General features: G+C 63.0%; 13 protein-coding genes and 2 pseudogenes. 9 read left to right on the forward strand and 6 right to left on the reverse strand.

The genetic code is table 11. The features are described 5' to 3' along the window. The first annotated feature begins 61 nt into the window (after nt 1-61). Nucleotides 62-1,633, forward strand: coding sequence for a hypothetical protein (locus tag J0A91_RS11095; protein WP_150126900.1), 1,572 nt, complete (start codon nt 62-64; stop codon nt 1,631-1,633). 185 nt (nt 1,634-1,818) lie between these two features. Further along, a pseudogene (locus J0A91_RS11100) lies at nt 1,819-2,043 on the forward strand (hypothetical protein); the annotation flags it as partial. Here the strand turns inward: J0A91_RS11100 and J0A91_RS11105 are convergent. The 5 genes and pseudogenes from J0A91_RS11105 to J0A91_RS11125 form a co-directional block, all read right to left on the reverse strand. Then, nucleotides 1,989-3,053, reverse strand: a pseudogene (locus tag J0A91_RS11105) (IS630 family transposase). The pseudogenes J0A91_RS11100 and J0A91_RS11105 overlap by 55 nt on opposite strands. A gap of 273 nt (nt 3,054-3,326) precedes the next feature. Continuing rightward, nucleotides 3,327-4,487 carry a tyrosine-type recombinase/integrase gene (locus J0A91_RS11110; protein ID WP_069204966.1) on the reverse strand — a complete coding sequence of 387 codons (1,161 nt, stop codon included), beginning with the start codon at nt 4,485-4,487 and terminating at the stop codon, nt 3,327-3,329. 523 nt (nt 4,488-5,010) lie between these two features. Further along, nucleotides 5,011-6,375, reverse strand: coding sequence for an ABC transporter permease (locus tag J0A91_RS11115; RefSeq protein ID WP_069204967.1), 1,365 nt, complete (start codon nt 6,373-6,375; stop codon nt 5,011-5,013). Continuing rightward, complete coding sequence (locus tag J0A91_RS11120; protein WP_069204968.1) at nt 6,372-7,790, reverse strand: ABC transporter permease; 1,419 nt, start codon at nt 7,788-7,790, stop codon at nt 6,372-6,374. Before J0A91_RS11120 ends, J0A91_RS11115 begins: the two co-directional genes overlap by 4 nt. Beyond that, nucleotides 7,787-8,536: an ABC transporter ATP-binding protein gene (locus J0A91_RS11125; RefSeq protein ID WP_420852823.1), complete on the reverse strand. Its 750-nt coding sequence runs from the start codon at nt 8,534-8,536 to the stop codon at nt 7,787-7,789. Before J0A91_RS11125 ends, J0A91_RS11120 begins: the two co-directional genes overlap by 4 nt. 111 nt (nt 8,537-8,647) lie before the next feature. Between J0A91_RS11125 and J0A91_RS11130 the strand changes: the two genes are divergently transcribed. From J0A91_RS11130 to J0A91_RS11145, 4 genes are all read left to right on the forward strand, one after another. Further along, on the forward strand, nt 8,648-10,768 hold the full coding sequence (locus J0A91_RS11130; protein ID WP_169833132.1) for a TonB-dependent receptor: 2,121 nt from the start codon (nt 8,648-8,650) through the stop codon (nt 10,766-10,768). A gap of 267 nt (nt 10,769-11,035) precedes the next feature. After that, the gene (locus J0A91_RS11135) at nt 11,036-13,366 is read left to right on the forward strand and encodes a phosphoketolase family protein (protein WP_240502264.1); all 2,331 of its coding nucleotides are present in this window, start codon (nt 11,036-11,038) and stop codon (nt 13,364-13,366) included. A 29-nt stretch (nt 13,367-13,395) separates the two neighbouring features. Continuing rightward, nucleotides 13,396-14,451, forward strand: coding sequence for an acetate/propionate family kinase (locus J0A91_RS11140; protein ID WP_240502265.1), 1,056 nt, complete (start codon nt 13,396-13,398; stop codon nt 14,449-14,451). Nucleotides 14,452-14,587: 136 nt separating this feature from the next. Then, nucleotides 14,588-14,800 carry a hypothetical protein gene (locus J0A91_RS11145; protein ID WP_069204971.1) on the forward strand — a complete coding sequence of 71 codons (213 nt, stop codon included), beginning with the start codon at nt 14,588-14,590 and terminating at the stop codon, nt 14,798-14,800. Between the two features lie 325 nt (nt 14,801-15,125). Here the strand turns inward: J0A91_RS11145 and J0A91_RS11150 are convergent, their stop codons facing one another. Next, nucleotides 15,126-16,223 (reverse strand): helix-turn-helix domain-containing protein, encoded by a 1,098-nt coding sequence (locus J0A91_RS11150; protein ID WP_069204972.1) that lies wholly within the window; start codon nt 16,221-16,223, stop codon nt 15,126-15,128. Nucleotides 16,224-16,525: 302 nt separating this feature from the next. Here J0A91_RS11150 and adh point away from each other — a divergent pair, with 302 nt between their 5' ends. The 3 genes from adh (at nt 16,526) to J0A91_RS11165 (ending at nt 19,665) form a co-directional block, all read left to right on the forward strand. Next, complete coding sequence (gene adh / locus J0A91_RS11155) at nt 16,526-18,037, forward strand: aldehyde dehydrogenase (protein ID WP_069204973.1); 1,512 nt, start codon at nt 16,526-16,528, stop codon at nt 18,035-18,037. 77 nt (nt 18,038-18,114) lie between these two features. Further along, the gene (adhP, locus tag J0A91_RS11160; protein WP_069204974.1) at nt 18,115-19,146 is read left to right on the forward strand and encodes an alcohol dehydrogenase AdhP; all 1,032 of its coding nucleotides are present in this window, start codon (nt 18,115-18,117) and stop codon (nt 19,144-19,146) included. A 312-nt stretch (nt 19,147-19,458) separates the two neighbouring features. Next, nucleotides 19,459-19,665 carry a cold-shock protein gene (locus J0A91_RS11165; protein ID WP_069204975.1) on the forward strand — a complete coding sequence of 69 codons (207 nt, stop codon included), beginning with the start codon at nt 19,459-19,461 and terminating at the stop codon, nt 19,663-19,665. Nucleotides 19,666-19,792 lie beyond the last annotated feature (127 nt).

The raw sequence follows: 19,792 nt of genomic DNA on the forward strand, positions 1-19,792 counted from the left end.
AGCGGCCTCGTTAAGCTAGGCTTTGGTTACAGCGTCCGGCGCTGTCGGCATGGGACGATGAATGAGCGCTTCCTCGGCAAGCCGTAAAGCCGGATCGTTCAAAAATCCGAACAGCGCTCTGAACGATTCTGTATCTGTAGCGGATTGTCACGTCCTTGTGACCGGAGACATCTTCAGGCTGGTTGCTACCTCAGACGGGCCGTGGCGCTGGCACCAAGACGAAAATGTCTACTGGCTAAGTCAGCTGGTCGGCGGTGCTCTCGCGAGCAATCCGGACATAAAAGTCGGCGTATTGGATCATGCCGCACTCGGGCTGTCACCCAGTAACTTCGGGCCGAAGGACGGCTCGACGTTGCAGTCATGGTGGGTGGAGTCGGTAGGATCTCCGCTGAGTTCAAGACTCGCCGCTCGCATTCGCAAGGCTGTAGCTGGCAAGGTCGTGATTGCGTTTGAGATATCGTCCGACTTGCGAGCGATATTAGAAGGCGCGGCTCTTGCGCTGCTCGAAGTCGAGGTCGCGCCTATTCGGTTTCTTAGCGGTATTCTTCTTTCGGCCCAAAGTACGCACCCCGAACTTCAGGCCGCCATCGACAGCGAAACAATAACGGAGCGCGAATTGCAGTGGCAGTTCGGTATTATGCGCGCGCGCATGGGGCGTCCGACATCTGAAGGTGAGGAGAATTTTAGTTCGGCGGTGCTGATCGCGGGGCAAATGCCCGCCGACAGGGCATTGATCGATGCCGGAAAGCTACTCGATTTGGGCAATTTTGTCGATGACCTGCGCAGGTTGTCGACCGACAGGGCTCTCGTAATCCTGACGCCGCATCCGCACTCCGCGAACAGCATCGCTGGATTAGAAAAGTTAGCTTCGATCGCCTCGATCAAAATCTCAAGAGCGAACTCTTATCGTCTCCTCGCTACCGGAAAAATTGACCTCGTCGTCGCGATATCGTCGTCGTTACTAGAAGAAGCGAAGTTCTTTGGAGCTTCGTCCGTAAGATTGGCGCCCCCCAGACAGTGGAAAGGTGTAACTATCGATGTCCGCGCACTTGGCGGTGCGCTGGCGAACGGCATCGCGCGTGTGAGTGGCTTCATGCTACCACCGCTCAAGCGCCCATTTCCTGATGAGCCGATTTCCCCGCAAAATAGTGCTAATATTTGGGCGTATGCAGGAATTCAGAATGCCAGTCCGATCTTCACCGGAATGGCGGTCGGTGCGGATCCAGTTGCGGTCTCCGCGGCAGATGTGGACTTTGCGGCGGCCCTCACCTTCGGTTGGCACCAGTTAGAGCCTTGGGGGGTTTGGAGCGGCCGCGTTGGCGTTCTTGGCATCGCACCGCTCGGCGACCCTGGTGCGCTCTCTTGTGCCATAGAACTGCGTTCTCCGTGGAACGACGCCACGCAATTCGAAATCTGGTGGGATGGCGAACGGGTCCAGTATGGGGAAATCCCAGCCGGACCCTCAACCACGGTCAGATTTGAGGTTTCCGGATCGACCAAGCCAGGCCCTCTTCAAATCTGGCTGGTCTGCGACCGTACTTTTACCCCTTCCGAGCAACTGCCAGGCTATCTGGACCATCGGGAACTTGGCCTGGCTCTAAGTGCGATCACCATCGCACCGGCCCGTGGGTAAGATATGTGGAAAATCCTATCGCGCCAGCGGGTTGCTGAACATTCCCTGCCCATGGGCATCACCGAATTCGCTCGGGCGGACTGAATTTTCACGCGCTTACCCGATGCGAATTGGGACTCTCCCGCGATTTCTGTACAGACGGCAGAAACGAAGTGACCGTTCGATTGAGGCTTGTCTGTCGTGCCCTCACCAACCGAGAGGTCCCTGCCACCCACAACATCTCCGAGCGTCAAATCCGCTCCTCAGTCGTGTTCCGAACGGTCACCAACAGCTTCCGCCGGGACTGGGGAGCACAAATCAACGCCGGCTATCGCTCTGTCACCGGCACCGCGCGTCTCATACCAACCTGCGTTGATTATGACCTACGCGCCCATTTGCGGCGTCCGATGGTCATGATTCGCCAAGGCTGATCGACGAGCTTGTTCCAAGCTTCACAGCAGAGGTCGACAATGTTTTCGTAGGATGTGAAGACGCGGTTGGAGAGCCAGTTGTCTCGCATGAACTGCCAGATGTTCTCGACCGGGTTGAGTTCGGGACATTTGGCCGGGAGCGCGACAATGCTGATGTTGTGGGGGACATCGAGCTTGCCGGTCATGTGCCAACCAGCCTGGTCCATCAGCACAACGGCGTGGGCACCCGGCGCGACGGCGAGCGATATCTCGGCCAGATGCAGCGACATGGTATCGGTATTGCAAAAGGGCAGGACGAGCCCGGCGCCCTTGCCCTGTTCCGGGCAGATCGCGCCAAAGATATAGGCTGATTTCGTCCGCTGATCCTTCGGTGCCGATGGCCGCGTTCCGCGTCTGGCCCAGCGTCGCGCGATTGTGTTCTTTTGGCCGACACGCGCCTCGTCCTGGAACCATATCTCTATGGGCGTGCCCTTCGGGAGGACGGCTTTAACCTTTGCCAGCTCGGCAGCGAAGCCCCTTTTTTGAAGGCCTCCATGGCATGTTCGTTCTGGGCATGGTGGCGAGGCCGCGCCGTGAGTTTGACGTAGCCCAGCCTCTTCAACTCGCGGCTGATGGTGGTCTCGTCGAGCGAGACCGCAAACTCGTCATAGAGCCACTGGGCCAGATCGATCAGCCGCCAACGCACCACCCCGTGGATCGCCGGAATCGGGCCGCTCTCGACGACATCGACCAGTGCCTGGCGCTGCGTATCGTTCAGCCGCGAACGGGGGACCAGGCGCTTTGCCATCCAGCAATCCATCGGGGCCGCGGGCATTGAACCGGATCACCCAGTCACGCACGATCTGAAGGCCAACTCCGCCGATCCGAGCCGCGGCACTCCGGCTACCACCGTCGTAAATCTCGGCCAAGGCCAACAGCCGCCGCGCCTGGTTCGCGCTCTTCGTCGTCCGCGACAACAGCCGAAGCGCCGCCCCGTCAAAATCTTCCCGCAAGCCGATCGCTGAACCCATGGTGCCACACTCCAAAGTCGCAGCCTCATTGATTCAGATTTTCACCGCCTTGGGAATCCCCCGTGAGTCAGACACTGCGCAGGTTGGTATCAGCGGCAAATCTGCGCTCGGGGCGGTGCGCAACCTTGTCGATGGTAAGTTCGCCGTCGCCTGATCAGGTCACCCCGCGCCACCCCTGTGAGCAACTATGCGGACGCGACCGTGCCGGTTCTTTGAGAAAGTCGAATGACTGAGCACTCGGTTGGCGAGGTCGAGCCGGCATACTAAGGGCGCTTACAGAGCGAGCCTCGCCAACGCTTCAGCGGCGGCGTGACGGCGTAGGTGACCATAGTGGCGTTCAATCATCTCGGCGCTTGTGCCGCTGATCTGCGCTACCGCCAGTAGTGGTAGGCCGCCGTTCACCAAGTCAGTGATTGTGCTATGGCGGAGCGTATAGGCGGTCGTCCCAGCTGGCAGCTTTGCAGCGACAACAGCCTTTGCGATCGGCCTTTTCCAGGACTCCTTGTCCCAGGGCGCGCCGTTGATGCGTGCCAGCAGCGGTGCGCCGGGCGGCTTATCCTTCGTTTGGGCTGCGAGAAACTTGGCGGCAGCGGCGGGTACGAGAATACGGCGAGGCTTGCCGCTCTTGTCCTTGCCGATGTTCAGTTCTGATGTACGCTTGTCAAAATCACCGACCGTCAAGCCGGCGACTGCGCCCGGCCGCAGCGGAAGTAAGCAAAGCGTGCGCACGAAAGGCTCGGCTTCCGGGTCGATCGTTTCCAAAAGCGCGCGTCTCTGATCGCGATCCAGATAGAGCGTGCGTTGCCGGTCGGCATTTCGAATGGCACTCAGCGCCTCTTGCCACGCGGCTTCGGTGTCCGGCGCGCCCGGTGCCAATATCTTGTTCAATGCTGCGCGAAGTGTCGCCATGTCACGGTTGATCGAAGAGGGCGCGCGCAGGCGGGTGACCTGCGGTCCCTTTTTCCGCCGTGTGACCGAGACGGGTTTCCCCTCCAGCCGTTGGCGCCAAGCCTGCAGATGATGTCGGCGAAGCTTCGCGAGCTTCACGGTCGCGATCGGATCTGAATAGATGTGGCGTTCGAAGCGGCTCGCAGCGTCGGGTCGCGACTTCGCGTATAAGCGGCACGCCTCCCCGACGGTCTCGACCATCTCCTCGCTATGTCCGCCCGATTCCACTAAGGCGGCGAAGGCCTCGGCTTCCTTCTTCGCATTCGCGAACCGATCGCGCCCGGGGAAAGTGCCAAAATCGCCCAGCGCCTTAAGGCGGTAACAGCGATGATCCTCGTCATAGGCACGAGCGATCCAGGTTCCCACGCCCTCTCTGGTTGAGGGTCGATAGCCCAAAAAGCAACCGGGCCGAATGCGCTGCCAATATGGCTCGCGCTGGCTGCGAAGCGCTTCGCGTTTCTTCACTATGCTCAGGTCCAGCGTCATCGCCGATCTCCGCATCGATTCCGTACGGAAAAAGTACGGAAAACATAGTCGAATATTGCTAGACGGCTTTAGATTTAAAATAAAGCTATTTTAATAGGTTATGAGTTTCGTATAATTTCAGAAACCCCCATGCCTCTGCCCTCCGAAGGCAGAGGCCACTGGTTCGAATCCAGTCGGGTGCACCATCTTTTCAATGACTGTTACCAACGGTCGAGAGTTTTCACTCTGCGGGATTCGCCAAGGGCGGATTTTCTAATTCGATGCGGAAGCATTGGGTTGGAGGCTGTGATGGCGGGGATAGAGATCACGCGCGAAGATATGAGGGCGCCCGATTGCGGCGGGCATCGGGCGCGCATGAGGAGCACGTGCGGCGCGACGAATGTTGGCGCTGGCCTGGTACGTCGTCGGGCGTGCTGCAATGCCTGGAACGTCTTCGCCGACGATCCAGTCCGCCTCACTTCCATAACCTCCCGACCATGGCCACAGGTCAAACTTTAAGGCCGCCGGTATGAGGTGAGCAGATTCAGCGCGAAGCGTCGCGGCCGGTTCGGCGCATCTGGGCTGCACCCGCAGCGAGGATGAGACCTGTCACAACCAACAGCATGAGCATCGGGATGGCTGGCCAGGATGCCGTGCCGGTACGGGCACTATAGCTCGGCAGCCAATCGAAGTCGGCACGCGTGAATGGCCGATCGAAGAAGAGATACGGGTAAAAGAACGCGCGCAGTTCCTTGTGAAAGGCGCCGATGCTATCCTGATAATCGAGCTGCGCAACGAGGTTGGTGTCGGCAAGCCGGTGCAAGATGCCCTGTGCCGCCACATTCGGGAGCAGCCATCCGAGACGTGCTGTCCAGCGTTCGCGGCTGAGCAGGCTGGCGCGATAGGCGGCAACCTGCGGCGCCACCGCTTCGTCTCCAACCTGGTGCATGGCGAAGAGCCATTTCCAATGGAACCGACCTTCGAACGTCTCGTGACCACGCCACTCAGGATGTGTCGCCAGAAAACGATCGAACGTGGCGGCCTTGGGGATGTCCCAGCCGTGATGAACGATCTCGCGCTGCGCCAGGGTCAGGTCGATGCCTTTGCTGACCGGAACCGCACGCGTGATCGCGGCATTGGCGAGAGTGGGAATCAGCAGGGTCAGGGCGATCCAATATCCCACTGACGCGGCCGCTGCCGTCGCCGATGCACGTACCCGGCTGGCGACCAGCAGGCTGAGCCCGAACCAGAAGGCGAGGTACACCGCAGGCACGGTCAGGATGCCAAGTCCGAGGTGCGCAGGTGCGGAAGTGGCAACCAGCGCAACGCCCGCAGGGATGAGGAGGGAGAGGGCCACGAGCAGGTAGCGCAGGCCAATCCGCCGACGCCACAGACCGGTGCCCGGCATCGAGAGAAGCAGCCGCAGCCGCCCCGCTTCACGTTCGCTGGTGACCAGATCGTGAGTCAATGCGATCACGACGAGAGGCGCCAGATAGATGGCGACGAAGGCGAAGTCGAACACACCCGGCAAGGCCTGTTCCGCGTTCAGCGTTTCGGATTCGTAGAGCTGTTGCTGCAAGCTCAGCGCTCGTACCCGAAGGACCGTGGGCTGTACGTCGCGCTGCCCCAGCGCGAGAAAGGCGAGGGGCGAGGGGCGGTCGTGGGTCAGGAGAAAGGAATAATAGGCAGCATAGCCTGCCTCCCCGTCTGGCTTCCCATACGCCTTGGCGACCGCCGCGAGATCGCGTGCCTGTTCGGCGGTTGCGCGCGCGATCGTAGCCTCTTGGCGGCTGACAGCCGAAAGGCCGGACACGACCGAGAGGGCTGACAGCGCCATCAACAGCGCAAGCGACGCGGCGGCCAGTCGGGAGCGCAGGATCAGCCGCAGCTCTGCGTGAAGCAAGCTCATCGCGCCGCCCTCCCCAAACGTCGGGCAATTGGCAGCGATAGCAGCAGTAGACCCGCCAGCCATCCACCGAGCACCAGCAGGTTCGGCCAGATCAGCGCGGAAGGTGGTACGAAGGGGCGATAGCGGAAGCGGGGAATCGTCTTCCAATTGTCGGCGGAGACGCGAGGGTCCTCGCCGGCGTTAACGCTTGGGATCTTCTCCGCCTGCATCCAATTGAGCGCCTGCACGAACCGATAGCGGAACGCCTCTGACTGGTTGAGGAAGTCCTGATGAGCGGCCAGCCCCGTACCAGTAAGTGCCATCGACAACTGCCGAACCGCGATGAGCGGGCTGATCGTACCGAAGGCGCGGACGAAGCCGTTCTGCTCCGCCTCGCGCGCCGCCATCGCCTTTGCCGATCTGGCATAGAGGCCGGTTGTCAGCCGTTCGCCCTCCATGCCGACAAGGCCGGCATATTGGACGGGCATGTCCTCGACACGCGACACCCCGTACCGGGCCAGCGCGCGAGCCTTGAAATGGGCGAAATAGGGGTCGTCGGGATTATGTGCGTCGCCGATCTGCTTGAGATCCCGGTGGAGCGCGATGTCGGTTTCGATCTTGCTCGGCAGCACGGTCCGGGTCGCCGCCACCTCGGGCAAGACTCGCGGCAGGAGAATCACCCCCACCATCCAGATTGCGACCAGCGCTACCAGAGCGTCCCGCGAACGGGTGACGAGTGCAGAGATCAGCACGGCCAGCATGGCCCAGAGCAGCAGCCATGCGGCGTACCCGATTCCAAGCAAGGCGACGGCATCCGTCGGGGCAACCGCACGTGCCGCCAGCCAGGCGAAGAGCAGGAACGCCGGCGTGCCGATCGCCAGTGCGATACCACCGTGGCCCAGCAGCTTCCCGGCGAGCAGTTGCGAACCGCTGACGCCCTGCGCCAGCATCAGCCGCAACGTGCCCGCTTCGCGCTCGCGCGCCACGCTGGTGAAAGCAAGGAAAATGAGCAGCAGCGGCGCCAGTGTCTGCAGCACGAACGCCGGGGTCAATTGGCCGAAACGGAGCAGCAGCGACGATTGCCGCGCCTCCGCGAAGTTTGCGCTGTTCTGCCGATGCCCTTCGAGGAAGATCGTGTTGCCGGTGAAGCTGTCGACACCGAAATCGACGAACGCCAGCGGACTGAGCGGGCGGAACACGAACTGGCCATAGTGCACCATCCGGTGGGGATGGCGCGCAGGTTGGTTGTCGAAGCCTGTATCTGCCGAGGCCTGATAGCGGGCGCGTTCCGCTTCGATACCAGCGCGGCGTTCGAAGCTGACCACGGCAGACACAACGATCAGCGCGACGAGAAGCAGCGTTGCAATGAGACCCGCGCGGTTTCTGGCGAGGCTACGCCATTCCTCGGCGGCAATGCGGATTACGGGTCCGTTCATGCCGCCGCCCTCGTGCCGGTATAGCGGGCGTGCAGAGCGTTGAGGTCGAACCGGGCAGCACCGTCTCCGGCAGCAAGCTCCTCCTCGATCCGCCCCGCGGAAAGGAAACCGATGCGGTTCGCAACGTCAACAGCGCTCAGCAAGTCATGGGTCACCATTAATATCGCGACCTTACGGTCACGCGCCGTTTCAATCAGCCGGTTGAATTCCATGGTCGCACGTGGATCGAGCCCTGATGTCGGTTCGTCGAGCAGCAGCACGGGGACATGCCGCGCGAGCGCAAGGGCGATGGCCACCTTCTGCCGCATGCCTTTGGAGAAGCCGCCAACGCGCTGATTCCAGGCGTGATGAGGCAGGCCGACTGCGTCGAGGGCCGGCTCGACCACCGTCTTGCGCGACCTCTGCGCCCTGGCAAGGGAGAGGAAATAGTCGAGGTTCTCGCGCGCGCTCAGGTGGTCATACAAAGCCACGCTTTCAGGAACATAAGCGAGCTGCGCGCGGGCCATCGCCGGATCGGCAGCGGGATCGATGCCACCGACCCGTACGCTTCCTGCGGATGGTACGATGAAGCCCAGCAATGCAGACAGCGTGGTCGACTTGCCAGCGCCATTGCCACCCAGAAGAGCGTAGATCTCGCCTGGCGCAACCGTCAGATCAAGGCCGCACAGCACCTCACGCTCGCCGTAGCTGTGCCGCAGCGCGCGCACTTCGATCGGCAGGTGAGCGCCCGCATCATTCGTCATCATCGTGTCACCATATTTTCATCTTGCACCGCAACACGCGCTGTCTATGAGACGATGTATCATGACGCAAGGGCATTGGTGCCCTGCGTCTCCACATGCGACTTGGGGATAATCGTGGTCAGGGCAGTGTCGAACGTCGCGCGAAATCCGGAGAAAACGCGCTTGTCATCCTGGCGCCGGGCCGCTGGTGCCGCGATCTGTGTGCTGGCCTGTTCAGTCACGCCAGCTTTTGCTCGGGACGGTACGGAAGAGCGCAAACCAACGGTCGACGACATCGTCGTGCTCGGACAGCGCCGCCTCGATCGGACCAACGGATCGGACATCGTAACTGAGCGAATGTCGCAGGCTAGCATCGCTCTCGATCGCAGCATTCTCGATGATTACGGCGTTCGCCGCCTGGCCGATGCCCTTGAGCTGGTCAGCGGCATCTCACAGCAGAACAATCTCGGTGGCCTGCGCGACAATTACGCGATCCGCGGATTCCTCGGCACGCCCGATACGGGTGCCGAGTATTTCGTTGATGGCTTCCTCGCCAACCGTGGTTTTGGACCGCCGCGTGATCCCGCCACCGTCGAACGGATCGAGGTGCTCAAGGGGCCGGTCGGCGCCGTGTTCGGATCGGTGGACCCGGCCGGGGTCATCAACGTCGTCACCAAGAAGCCGCGATTTCGCAATGGCGGCAATCTCACCGCGAGCGGCGGTTCGTTTGGTACTTACCGGCTGGAAGGCGACGTTGAGTCAGTGCTCTCCCGGACGTTTTCAATCCGTCTGGTCGGCGCACTCGAAAACAGCGACGGCTTTCGAGACTATGTGGACCTGAGACGGCGTCTTTTTGCACCGTCGCTGAGCTGGCGGCCGATCGACGGCACCACGCTGACCTATCAGGGCGAATATATTCAGTTCCGCTCGCCGTTCGATCGCGGCGTCCCGGCAATCAATGGGGATAGCGAGGCAGTACCACGCGATCGTTTTCTGGGAGAGCCTGGCGACGGTCGCGTGTCATCCAGCAACTGGCGCCACGAACTGACGCTGGAGCAGGATTTGGGAGGCGGCTGGAGCTTGGTAGGCGGCACGGCCTATCGCGACGCCCGCATCCGGGGCTTCTCCAGCGAAGCGTCGACACTGCTGCCGGATGGCACGGTCCGTCGTCAACGCCGTTTCCGCGACTGGAATTTGACGGATTGGTCGGGGCGGGCGGAGGTACGTGGCACCATCAAAGCCTTCGGCACGCACCAACCGAGCTTCGGCGTGACACTCTACGATCTCGACTTTGACACCTTCCAGGAGCGATTCCGGCCGAGCGTTGCCCAGCCTTACCCGATCAACGTTTTCGATCCGGTCTATGGCGGCACCGCCGGACCACTGACCCCATTCACGGTCACCAACGAACGTCGTAAAGCCGTTGCCATCTACGGCCAGGACATGTGGGAACTGACGGACTCGCTCAGTGCGGTCGGCGGCCTGCGCTACGAGCACCTTAATCAGCGCATCGACAATTTGCGTTCGGGCCAACTCAGCCGCCTGAGACGCGATCCGGTCGAGTTTCGTGCTGGCATTCGGTACCGTCCCGATCCGCGCATTGCCTTCCATGCCAATTGGGGCGAGGGCTCGCGCGCTAATTCAAGTGTTGGACGACTGGGAGAGGCGTTCGCGCCGGAAACCGGGCGTGGCTATGAGGTCGGCGCCAAGCTCGTCCTGCCATCGCTTCGCGCTGCGGTGAGCTGGTTCGATGTCTCCAAGCGCAACATCCTTGCGACCGATCCGATCGACGTGAACTTCCTCGCGACGGTGGGACGTATTCGGTCGCGCGGCGTCGAAGTGGATGGTGAGATCGATCTGGCGCCTCGCGTGCGGCTGATCGGCAACTATGCCTTCACGGACGCCGCTGCCCGCGATCCGGCATTTCCCAGCGCCGACGTCCTCAACGTTCCACGCCACTCCGGCACACTCCAACTGTTCGCCAACGTTCCTCTAGCGGGTCGCGATCTCGCTATGAGTGCGGGCGGGACCTACGTCGGCTCGCGTGCTGCTGCGCTCGATGGCGGCAACCTGCGGCTGGACAGCTATGTGAAAGCCAAAGCCAGCATCGCGTATCCGGTCACCGAACGGCTGGTTGCACGCATTGAGGTCGATAACATCCTCGATCAGACTTATGCCCAGAGCAGCTATAGCGCCTTGTGGATTTACCCCGGTGCGCCACGCTCCGTTCTGTTCTCTTTGGCGGCGCGATTCTAAGAACCCGCTCAGGTGGAGCTTCACGGCAGCTCGGCACGTCCCGTGCGCCATTGTAACGCAATATATGCGCAAATCAGCTGGAACGGTTGTCTGCAGGGCTAGGCTTACAAGAGAAACCCACATGCGATCCATCATTGCTGCTACGGCTATTCTCGCGCGAAACACGCGCGGAGGACAATCGCCATGACCAACGGTGCATTACACCCGGCTGATCCTCTCGCCGCGGCGGTCTCCATAACGGCAACGGAGCGCCCGCTTTCAGACGACATGCTCCGTCGAATGGATGGATACTGGCGAGCCGCGAACTATCTGTCGGTCGGGCAGATTTATCTGCGGAGCAATCCGATGCTCGATGAACCGCTCGCGATCAAGCATGTGAAGGCTCGGCTGCTCGGACATTGGGGAACGACGCCGGGGCTGAACATGCTCTACGTCCACCTCAATCGGGTCATTGTCGAGCGCGAACTCGACATGATCGCGATCATCGGCCCGGGGCATGGCGGCCCAGGGCTTGTCGCCAACACCTATCTCGAAGGCTCCTACACCGAACGCTATCCTGCGATCGAGCGCAGCCGCGGCGGCATGGACCGCTTATTCCGGCAGTTCTCCTGGCCCGGCGGCATTCCGAGCCATGTCGCCCCTGAGACGCCGGGATCGATCCACGAAGGCGGAGAGCTCGGCTATTCGCTGGCCCACGCCTTCGGTGCGGTGTTCGACAATCCCGACGTGATCGTCGCCTGCGTGGTCGGCGACGGCGAGGCCGAGACCGGCGCGCTGGCGACGAGCTGGCACAGCAACAAGTTCCTCAATCCGGCGCGCGATGGCGCGGTGCTGCCGATCCTGCATCTCAACGGCTTCAAGATCGCCAACCCGACCGTGCTCGCGCGGATTGGTCGCGACGAGTTGACCGACCTCTTGCGCGGCTATGGGTATGAGCCGCACTTCGTCGAGGGCGACGTTCCGGCCGATGTGCATCAGTTGCTCGCAGCGACACTGGATACTGTGCTCGATCGCATCGCTGCGATCCAGTCTGCGGCCCGGACGGACGGTGAGGTCGGCGCGCGACCGCGCTGGCCGATGATCGTCCTGAGGACACCAAAGGGCTGGACAGGGCCGAAGGTCGTCGATGGCAAGCCGGTCGAGGGGACGTGGCGTGCGCATCAGGTTCCCATCGCCGATTTCAACGATCCGGAGCATCTGCGGCAGCTCGAGGCGTGGCTGCGGAGCTATCGCCCCGACGAGCTGTTCGATGAAGGCGGCAAGTTCCGCGAAGAGTTTGCCGCGCTCGCCCCGACGGGCCATCGGCGTATGGGATCGAACCCGCATGCCAATGGCGGGGAATTGATGAAGCCGCTGTCGCTGCCGGATTTCCGCGACTACGCGGTCGTGCAGTCGGAGCCTGGTGCGGTGAAGGCCGCGGCGACCGCGACGCTGGGCGGCTATCTGCGCGACGTCATGGCGCTCAACGCTGACGCTGCCAATTTCCGCCTGTTCGGCCCCGATGAGACCGCATCGAACCGCCTGCAGGCGGTTTACGAGGTGACGGGCAAGGCGTGGATGGCCGAAACGGAGGCGAACGATACCGATCTCAGTTGCGACGGTCGCGTCATGGAGGTCCTGAGCGAGCATCTCTGTCAGGGCTGGCTCGAGGGCTACCTGCTGACCGGGCGCCACGGATTGTTCTCATGCTACGAGGCGTTTGTGCACATCGTCGATTCGATGTTCAATCAGCATGCCAAGTGGCTCAAGGTCACGCGGACCATCCCGTGGCGCAAGCCGATCGCGTCGCTCAACTATTTGCTGACGTCGCATGTCTGGCGGCAGGACCATAACGGCCTATCGCACCAGGACCCGGGCTTCCTGGATCATGTCGCTAGCAAGAAGGCTGACGTGGTACGGATTTACCTGCCGCCCGACGCCAACTGCCTGTTGTCGGTGGCGGATCACTGTTTGCGCAGCCGCAATTATGTGAACGTGATTGTCGCCGGCAAGCAGCCCGAGGCGAATTGGCTGAGCATCGACGACGCCGTCCGCCACTGCACCGCCGGGGCTGGCGTCTGGGAATGGGCCAGCGATGAAGGCGAGCCCGATGTCGTGATGGCGTGCGCTGGCGACGTGCCGACGCTGGAGACGATGGCGGCGGTGATGCTGCTGCGCGACTATGTACCCGACATCCGCATCCGCGTCGTCAACGTGGTCGACCTGATGGTGCTCCAGCCGCAGTCGGAGCATCCGCACGGGCTCGACGAGCGCGCTTTCGATGCGCTGTTCACCACCGACAAGCCGGTGATCTTCGCCTTTCACGGCTATCCCGCGCTGATCCACAAGTTGACCTACCGTCGGACCAACCACCACAATATCCATGTCCGCGGGTATAAGGACGAGGGCACGACAACGACGCCATTCGACATGGTCGTGCTCAACGATCTCGATCGCTACCGTCTGGCGCTCGATGCGATCGAGCGGATACCGCGGCTGCGCGACCGGCTGCCAGACGAGACGGCGCGCTATTGGGCGCTGATCGAGCGGCACAAGCTGCATGTCTATGAAGAGGGCGACGACCTGCCCGAGATCCGCGACTGGCAATGGCGGCGGTGAGCGCGGTGGAGAGTCCGCGGCGGACCGGCGTGCTTACGCTCAACGAGGGGTCTTCCTCGCTCAAGTTCGGCTTCTATGCGGCCGGACCGGACGGGGTCGAGGAATGCACGTCGGGGGAAGTGGAGGGGGCGCAGCCAGCCGATCTGTTCGACCGGATCGATGCGGACCTTGACGGCGCGCGTCCCGCGGCGATCGGACACCGCATCGTCCATGGCGGGCCGGAGCTGTTCGATCCTGTCGAAATCGATGGGAGCGTCCTGGCACGGCTGGAGCGGGCGACGGCGTTCGCGCCGCTGCACGGCCCGGCCGCGCTGTCGCTGATCCGCGCAGCACAGGCGCGGTACCCGGACGTGCCGCAGATCGCCTGCTTCGACACGGGCTTTCACAAGGGGCTGGAGAAGGTCGCCGCGGTTCTCCCGATTCCGAAGGCGTTCCGGGCGGATGGCGTACGCCGTTACGGCTTCCACGGCCTGTCGTGCCAATCGATCGTCCACCAGCTCGGGCAGGATTTACCCGATCGGCTCATCATTGCCCACCTCGGGAGCGGCGCCAGCATAACCGCGGTTAGGAAAGGGAGGTCGATCGACACAAGCATGGGTCTGACGCCGTCGGGCGGCATCGTCATGGCGTCACGCTCCGGGGATATCGATCCCGGCCTGCTGCTCTATCTCATGCGCGAGCGGGGTATGGATGCAGCCGCGATTGAAAATATGGTTGATCGTCGCTCGGGGCTGCTCGGTGTCTCCGGGGTATCGGGCGACCTGCGTAAGCTGCATGCTGCCGCTGCGACGAACGCCGATGCGGCCTTGGCAATCGCGGCTTTCTGCCGCTCGGCTGCAAAGCAGATCGCGGCAATGATGGTTTCATTGGGCGGCGCGGATATGATCGTCTTCACCGCCGGGATCGGCGAAAACGATGCCGTCGTCCGCTCCACCATTTGCGCGGATCTCGATTGGGCGGGTGTTTCGACGGACTCTGCCGCTACGGATGTACGTGTCGTCGTGCGGGTCTTGCCTTCCCAGGAAGGTGCTGAAATGGCGCGAGCGGTTTTCGCCCTCACAAACAGCGCGAACGGCCCTCACTAGCCTTACTTTGGCTGTCGGGCTGCTACCCGGCATTGTACGGCCGTGTGTCCCTTCCCATATATGCTATATCGCGCCAACGCTCCGGGCCGGCGACGACTGAGAGATGTGATGCTCCCGCTCGAATTGGGGTGCGCGCATGTCTCGGGCCATGAATTTGAAAGTTTCACCAGCGGATGTGACCGCGATGTGCGACCGGCACAACGTCGCCATCAGCGCCATCGAACCGCTTCCCGATGGCGGAACGCGTGTCGTGCTGACGAATGCAGCCGGTGCAGCGACGATTGCGAACCTGTTCAAGACCAAAGTCATCACCGGCACGGTACGGCGCACCTCGTTCTTCGCAGGCTGACAGCCGCCTGCGCACCTCAAGACGACAAGGAACACATCGTGGCCAAAGCCCAGAAGCGTGGAAACAAGGAAGTGCGCAAGCCCAAGAAGGTCGAAGTCAAGCCGATCGCGGCGATGGCGTCGGAGAAGAATGCCGTCAAGTTGAACGTCAAGTCGTAAGGTTCGATTTGAAGTATTAAGCGATGCTGTTTGGTATGACCCAGCCACCTTCACCAAGAGGCGGATGGATCACATGGACTGGTGTCGCCGGGTCCGCGATCGATGGGCCACGTCATCGATGTGATATTGCGGCCCCGGCCGCCCGTTCGCGAATATGGCGACGGGCGTTACTGCCGCCCGCCGGGCACACGCGCCGCTCGCGCGTCCCGCTGCCGTCCGAGATGGCGGTGGATCGTGCTGCGATGAATTCCCAGATGCCGTGCCGCCTTGCTGATGTTGCCGCGTGCCTCCGCCAGCGCTGCTTCGATGAGTTCGGCGTCGCGTATCGCGAACGCGTTGTTTTTGTGGCCGGAACCGTCGTCGAAATGCGCGCTGGCCAGCCCAGATCTGTCCGCAGGCGCATCCCATCGGCCGACCGCGCTGGCGCCGGTTCCCAGCCGTAATTCCAGAACAGCGCCATGATGCGCGCGTTCTTCGAACAATTCCTCGATGGAGCTTTCGTCGAGCGCATCCCAATGACGATCGACCAGCGCCAGTCCGCGGCGATTGCCGGCCACCAGCCGATCCTCGCGGAACACCAGAATGCCTTCGCGACTGCTGCCCAGCATCGCGGGATCGTCATGGAAGCGCAGCACGCGGCAGTCGTCGAACCGCTGGCGGAAGAGCCGATGCTCGATCTGGTCGACCGCCATGCGGATCATGCCGAGTGCGTGGCCGTGGCCGATCGTGGATGGGCCCGAAATGTCGAGCGCGCCGATGATCGCGCCGCGTGGGTCCATGATCGGCGTGCAGGCGCAACTCAGGACACCGTGCCCGGCGAAGAAATGTTCCGATCCGTGTACGGCAACCGGCTTGCGCTCGGCGATGGCGGTGCCGATCGCGTTGGTTCCGGTGCTCGCCTCCTTCCACGAAACGCCCGGTTGCAGCGCCACCTGCGCCGCGCGTGCGGCGAAGCCGAGATCGCCCAGCGTATCGAGGATCATGCCGTCGCCATCGGCGAGGATCACGACGCTGCCGGTCTCCCGCGCTTCGCCGGCCAGTGTCTCCAGTTCGGGCCGGCAGAGCCGGCGCAGCGCATTGTGCCGCTCACGCAAGGCGCGCAGCTCGCCGTCGGGGAGCGGCGCGAGCGACGGCAGGCGTTGCCCCAGCCCGAGGTCGGTGCAGCGGATCCACGATTGCAGCACCGGCGGACGTACCGTCGTGACGGGTAGGCGGCCCTCGCCGAAAAAGGCTTCGCGTGCCGAATCGATGCCGACGGTGTCCATCGCTGCTCCAACTCTCCTGAGTCTCGTGGCGCGGTCTGGTGCCGCATCCTGCGCCCGATAATAGCGCGTTTCGCGCGGACACCAAATGTCCGACTCACCGGATCGCGCCGCACGGCACTTCGGCGCGGGCCACCTGTCGCAACATGCGACACATCGTCGATCAAGGTGTCGCGCGCTGCGCCAGATGCGCCACATCGCGGGCAAAAATTCCGCCGCGAACCGTGCCGGATCGGGGTCGGCCGATTGTCAGCCGGCGCGACAAGGCGTTTCCTTAGTCCAACAACAAGGACGAGGAGAGGCACATGACAGTCCATCAGCCCATCACGGCGCGCACGGCGCCGTTCAAGACGCGATACGGCAATTTCATCGGCGGCGCCTGGGTCGAACCCATTGACGGCCGCTATTTCGAGAATCGCTCGCCGATCGACGGGCAGGTGATCTGCGAGGTTCCCCGCAGCAACGCCGCCGATATCGAGCGCGCGCTTGACGCCGCACATGCCGCCAAGGAGGCTTGGGGCCGCACCAGCCCGGCCGAGCGCGCGCTGATCCTGAATCGCATCGCCGATCGCATGGAAGAGTGCCTCGCCGAACTCGCCACCGCCGAGACATGGGACAACGGCAAACCGATCCGCGAGACCACCGCCGCCGACGTTCCGCTAGCGATCGATCATTTCCGGTATTTCGCCGGCTGCATCCGCGCGCAGGAAGGCGGCATTTCCGAGATCGACCACGACACCGTCGGCTATCATTTCCATGAGCCGCTCGGCGTCGTCGGGCAGATCATCCCGTGGAATTTCCCGCTGCTGATGGCCTGCTGGAAACTGGCGCCGGCGCTCGCCGCGGGCAATTGCGTCGTCATCAAGCCGGCCGAGCAGACCCCGGCCTCGATCCTCGTGTGGGCCGAACGGATCGGCGATCTGCTGCCGCCGGGCGTGCTCAACATCGTCAACGGCTTCGGGCTGGAGGCGGGCAAGCCGCTGGCGCAGTCGCGGCGCATCGCCAAGATCGCTTTCACCGGCGAGACGTCGACCGGCCGGCTCATCATGCAATATGCCTCCGAAAGCCTGATCCCGGTCACGCTCGAACTGGGCGGCAAGAGCCCCAACATCTTCTTCGCGGATGTCGCCGATGAAGACGACGACTTCTTCGACAAGGCGATCGAGGGGTTCGCCATGTTCGCGCTCAACCAGGGCGAGGTCTGCACGTGCCCGAGCCGCGCGCTGATCCACGAGCGCGTCTATGATCGCTTCATGGAGCGCGCGCTCAAGCGGGTCGAGGCGATGGTGCAGGGCGATCCGCTCGATCCCGCGACGATGGTGGGCGCGCAGGCATCCCGCGACCAAATGGAAAAGATCCTCTCGTATTTCGACATCGGCCGCGGCGAAGGCGCCGAGGTGCTGACCGGCGGGAGCCGCAACGTGATCGACGGTCTCGACGGCTATTACGTCAAGCCGACCGTTCTCAAGGGCGACAACACGATGCGGGTTTTCCAGGAGGAGATCTTCGGCCCGGTCGTATCGGTGACGACGTTCAAGGACGATGCCGAGGCGCTGTCGATCGCCAACGACACGCTGTACGGGCTCGGCGCCGGCGTATGGACGCGCGACGGCACCCGTGCCTACCGCATGGGCCGGGCGATCCAGGCGGGCCGGGTGTGGACCAACTGCTACCACGCCTATCCCGCGCATGCGGCGTTCGGCGGCTACAAACAGTCCGGCATCGGCCGCGAGAATCACAAGATGATGCTCGACCATTACCAGCAGACCAAGAACCTGCTGGTCAGCTACAGCCCGAAGAAGCTTGGCTTCTTCTAAGGTTTCCGCCGGGCTCGCTCGCCTCCGCACTGGATAGCGGCCCGGCGCTTCCCCGATTCCAACTGAAAGGAACTGTCATGGCAAAGACCATGAAGGCTGCCGTCGTGCGCGAATTCGGCAAGGCGCTGACCATCGACGAAGTCCCCGTGCCCGAAGTGAGCGACGGCATGATCCAGGTCGCGATTCAGGCGTCCGGCGTGTGCCACACCGATCTCCACGCCGCCGAGGGCGACTGGCCGGTCAAGCCCAACCCGCCGTTCATCCCGGGGCATGAAGGCGTCGGCTTCGTCTCCGCGGTCGGCAAGGGCGTCAAGCACGTCAAGGAGGGCGACCGCGTCGGCGTGCCGTGGCTCTACAGCGCTTGCGGCCACTGCGTGCATTGCATGGGCGGCTGGGAGACTCTGTGCGAAAGCCAGCAGAATACCGGCTATTCGGTCAACGGCGGATTCGCCGAATATGTCATCGCCGATCCCAATTATGTCGGCCATCTGCCCGCCAGTATCGGCTTCAACGAGATCGCGCCGATCCTGTGCGCGGGCGTGACGGTCTACAAGGGCCTGAAGATGACCGATACCAAGCCGGGCGATTGGGTGGTGATCTCCGGCATCGGCGGGCTCGGGCACATGGCGGTGCAATATGCGGTCGCGATGGGCCTCAACGTCGCCGCCGTGGACGTGGACGATGCCAAACTCGATCTCGCCCGCCGTCTCGGCGCGACGGTGACGGTCAACGCTCGCCACGGCGATCCCGCCGCCGCGATCAAGCGCGAGACGGGCGGCGGCGCCAACGGCGCGCTGGTGACGGCGGTCAGCGAGAAGGCGTTCGAACAGGCGATCGGCATGGTGGCGCGGGGCGGCACCGTCGCGCTCAACGGCCTGCCGCCGGGCGACTTTCCGCTCAACATCTTCGGCATGGTGCTGAACGGCATCACCGTACGCGGCTCGATCGTCGGCACGCGGCTCGACCTCCAGGAATCGATCGATTTCGCCGCCGCCGGCAAGGTCAAGGCGACGATCTCGACCGCGCGGCTGGAGGACGTCAACGATGTGTTCGCCCGCATGCGCAACGGCCAGATCGAGGGCCGTGTCGTCCTGGACCTGACCGCCTGAGGGGTGTCGCCGGGGTCGCGCGCCATCGCGACTCCGGCCACGCTCGATCTGCCCGCGCCAGATGCGCGAATCTCCGCCGCGCGCGCCGCCCGGATGCCGCTTCAAGGCGGCGTGCCGGTCGGCCACGAGCCTGCCGCCCCGCACGATAGCATTGCTTTGCGCCGCAAAGACGCGCATGGAGGAGGGGCTGACGTCGCATGCGACGGATATTGGGCCGCTCTGGCTCTCCCTTTGTCCCTTTCTAGCCTCACCAAAGCCGGGTCGCGCCCTGTTGGCGCGTACCCGTCATCTACAATGACAAGGGATACTCCTATGGTCACCGGCACCGTGAAATTCTTCAATATCGACAAGGGCTATGGCTTCATCCAGCCGGAAAACGGCAGCGGCGACGCTTTCGTCCACATTTCCGCCGTTGAGCGCGCGGGCATGAGCACGCTCGATAAGGACCAGCGCATCTCCTATGAGCTGGAAGCCGACAAGCGCGGCAAGATGTCTGCAGTAAACCTGCAGCAGGCCTGATCGGATGCGGAGCGGCGCCCCACGGCGCCGCTCCGCTTTCTTCGGCGGGCCGGGCCTGAGCCCGCGCCGCCCCTACATTCTTGCGAGTGGCGCCCGGCGCCCGGCGAATCTTTCGCACCGGGGCGCA

Origin of the sequence: Sphingomonas panacis (assembly GCF_001717955.1) — a bacterium.
In the GTDB taxonomy this organism is placed as follows: Bacteria; Pseudomonadota; Alphaproteobacteria; order Sphingomonadales; family Sphingomonadaceae; genus Sphingomonas; species Sphingomonas panacis.